The organism is Parafrankia sp. FMc2, assembly GCF_041008525.1.
In the GTDB taxonomy this organism is placed as follows: domain Bacteria; phylum Actinomycetota; class Actinomycetes; order Frankiales; family Frankiaceae; genus Parafrankia.
Map to the genome: position 1 here is coordinate 1 of NZ_JBFLUG010000310.1, position 2,983 is coordinate 2,983.

Consider the following 2,983-nt stretch of genomic DNA (forward strand, 5'->3'; position numbering starts at 1 on the left):
GGGGCTGCTCCCGGCCCAAGCCAGAAACAGCCCCCACCAAAAGAAGTCCGGCGGCGTCCTACTCTCCCACGCGGTACCCCGCGCAGTACCATCGGCGCTGAAGGGCTTAGCTACCGGGTTCGGAATGGAACCGGGCGTTTCCCCTTCGCCAAAGCCACCGAAACACTATCAGACCCGACCCAGAACCGGTCGCAGCCCGAGAACCGCACAGTGGACGCAAAACAGCAGAATCTTTGTGGTCAAGCCCTCGGCCTATTAGTACCGGTCAGCTCCATGCGTTGCCGCACTTCCACCTCCGGCCTATCAACCCGATCATCTAGTCGGGGGCCTTACCAGGCTACCCTGTGGGAGACCTCATCTTGAAGCGAGCTTCCCGCTTAGATGCTTTCAGCGGTTATCCCTTCCGAACGTAGCCAACCAGCCATGCCCTTGGCAGAACAACTGGCACACCAGAGGTTCGTCCGTCCCGGTCCTCTCGTACTAGGGACAGCCCTTCTCAAGTCTCCTGCGCGCGCGGCGGATAGGGACCGAACTGTCTCACGACGTTCTAAACCCAGCTCGCGTACCGCTTTAATGGGCGAACAGCCCAACCCTTGGGACCTACTCCAGCCCCAGGATGCGACGAGCCGACATCGAGGTGCCAAACCTTGCCGTCGATATGGACTCTTGGGCAAGATCAGCCTGTTATCCCCGGGGTACCTTTTATCCGTTGAGCGACGGCGCTTCCACAAGCCACCGCCGGATCACTAGTCCCTGCTTTCGCACCTGCTCGACATGTCTGTCTCACAGTCAAGCTCCCTTGTGCACTTGCACTCGACACCTGATTGCCAACCAGGCTGAGGGAACCTTTGGGCGCCTCCGTTACCCTTTGGGAGGCAACCGCCCCAGTTAAACTACCCACCTGACACTGTCCCTGATCCGGATCACGGACCGAGGTTAGACATCCAGTACGACCAGAGTGGTATTTCAACAATGACTCCACCAGAACTGGCGTCCTGGCTTCACAGTCTCCCACCTATCCTACACAAGACGAACCGAACACCAATATCAAGCTGTAGTAAAGGTCCCGGGGTCTTTCCGTCCTGCCGCGCGTAACGAGCATCTTTACTCGTAGTGCAATTTCGCCGAGTCTGTGGTTGAGACAGTAGGAAAGTCGTTACGCCATTCGTGCAGGTCGGAACTTACCCGACAAGGAATTTCGCTACCTTAGGATGGTTATAGTTACCACCGCCGTTTACTGGCGCTTAAGTTCTGAGCTTCGCCCCGAAGAGCTAACCCGTCCCCTTAACGTTCCAGCACCGGGCAGGCGTCACTCCGTATACATCGTCTTACGACTTCGCACGGAGCTGTGTTTTTAGTAAACAGTCGCTTTCCCCTGGTCTCTGCGGCCCCTCCCCGCTTCGGAGGTAAACTCCTACACAGGAAGTGGCCCCCCTTCTCCCGAAGTTACGGGGGCATTTTGCCGAGTTCCTTAACCACAGTTCACTCGCACGCCTTGGTATTCTCTACCTGACCACCTGTGTCGGTTTAGGGTACGGGCGGCCCTGACACTCGCTAGAGGCTTTTCTCGGCAGCATGGGATCACCCACTTCGCCACAATCGGCTCGGCATCAGGTCTCAGGCACAAGAGACGCGGATTTGCCTACGTCTCGCCCTACACCCTTGCCCCAGGAAAACCACCTCCTGGGTTGGACTACCCTCCTGCGTCACCCCATCGCTTGCCTACTACCAGCCAGGATCCCGACCAGTCCAAGCCCCACCCGAAAGCAGAACAAGAACCAGAACGGTTAGCATAACCAGGTTCAGCATGGGCGCGTCAGCGCCGGTACGGGAATATCAACCCGTTGTCCATCGACTACGCCTGTCGGCCTCGCCTTAGGTCCCGACTCACCCTGGGCGGAAAAGCCTGCCCCAGGAACCCTTGGTCATTCGGCGGACGGGATTCTCACCCGTCATTCGCTACTCATGCCTGCATTCTCACTCGTGTAGCGTCCACGGCTGGGTCACCCCGCCGCTTCACTCGCTACACGACGCTCCCCTACCCATACACAACGTGTATGCCGCAGCTTCGGCGGTGCGCTTGAGCCCCGCTACATTGTCGGCGCGGAATCACTTGACCAGTGAGCTATTACGCACTCTTTCAAGGGTGGCTGCTTCTAAGCCAACCTCCTGGTTGTCTATGCGACTCCACATCCTTTTCCACTTAGCGCACGCTTAGGGGCCTTAGCTGGCGATCTGGGCTGTTTCCCTCTCGACTACGAAGCTTATCCCCCGCAGTCTCACTGCCGCGCTTCACTTACCGGCATTCGGAGTTTGGCTGACTTCAGTAAGCTTGTGGGCCCCCTAGGCCATCCAGTGCTCTACCTCCGGCAAGAAACACGCGACGCTGCACCTAAATGCATTTCGGGGAGAACCAGCTATCACCGAGTTTGATTGGCCTTTCACCCCTACCCACAGCTCATCCCCCAGGTTTTCAACCCTGGTGGGTTCGGTCCTCCACACGGTCTTACCCGCGCTTCAACCTGGCCATGGGTAGATCACTCGGCTTCGGGTCTTGGGCATGCGACTCAAACGCCCTATTCGGACTCGCTTTCGCTACGGCTACCCCACACGGGTTAACCTCGCCACACACCGCAAACTCGCAGGCTCATTCTTCAAAAGGCACGCGGTCACCAGGCTCCGAAAAGCCCAGCCCCCACGGATTGTAGGCACACGGTTTCAGGTACTATTTCACTCCCCTCCCGGGGTACTTTTCATCTTTCCCTCACGGTACTAGTCCGCTATCGGTCACCAGGGAGTATTTAGGCTTAGCGGGTGGTCCCGCCAGATTCACACGGAATTTCACGGGCTCCGTGCTACTTGGGATACTGCTCAGGAGACGTGCCGTTTTCACCTACAGGGCTGTTACCCTCTATGGCGGTCCATTCGCATGACCTTCGGCTAACAACACGCTTTCTTACTCCTTGACAAGACGGCAGCCCTG

The 2,983-nt window shown here is 57.9% G+C and carries 2 rRNA genes; both read right to left on the reverse strand.

Annotated elements, in window-relative coordinates:
- Nucleotides 1–45: 45 nt before the first annotated feature.
- A 5S ribosomal RNA gene (rrf, locus tag AB1460_RS36565) occupies nt 46–162 on the reverse strand.
- 73 nt (nt 163–235) lie between these two features.
- Nucleotides 236–2,983 (reverse strand): 23S ribosomal RNA (locus AB1460_RS36570); the annotation flags it as partial.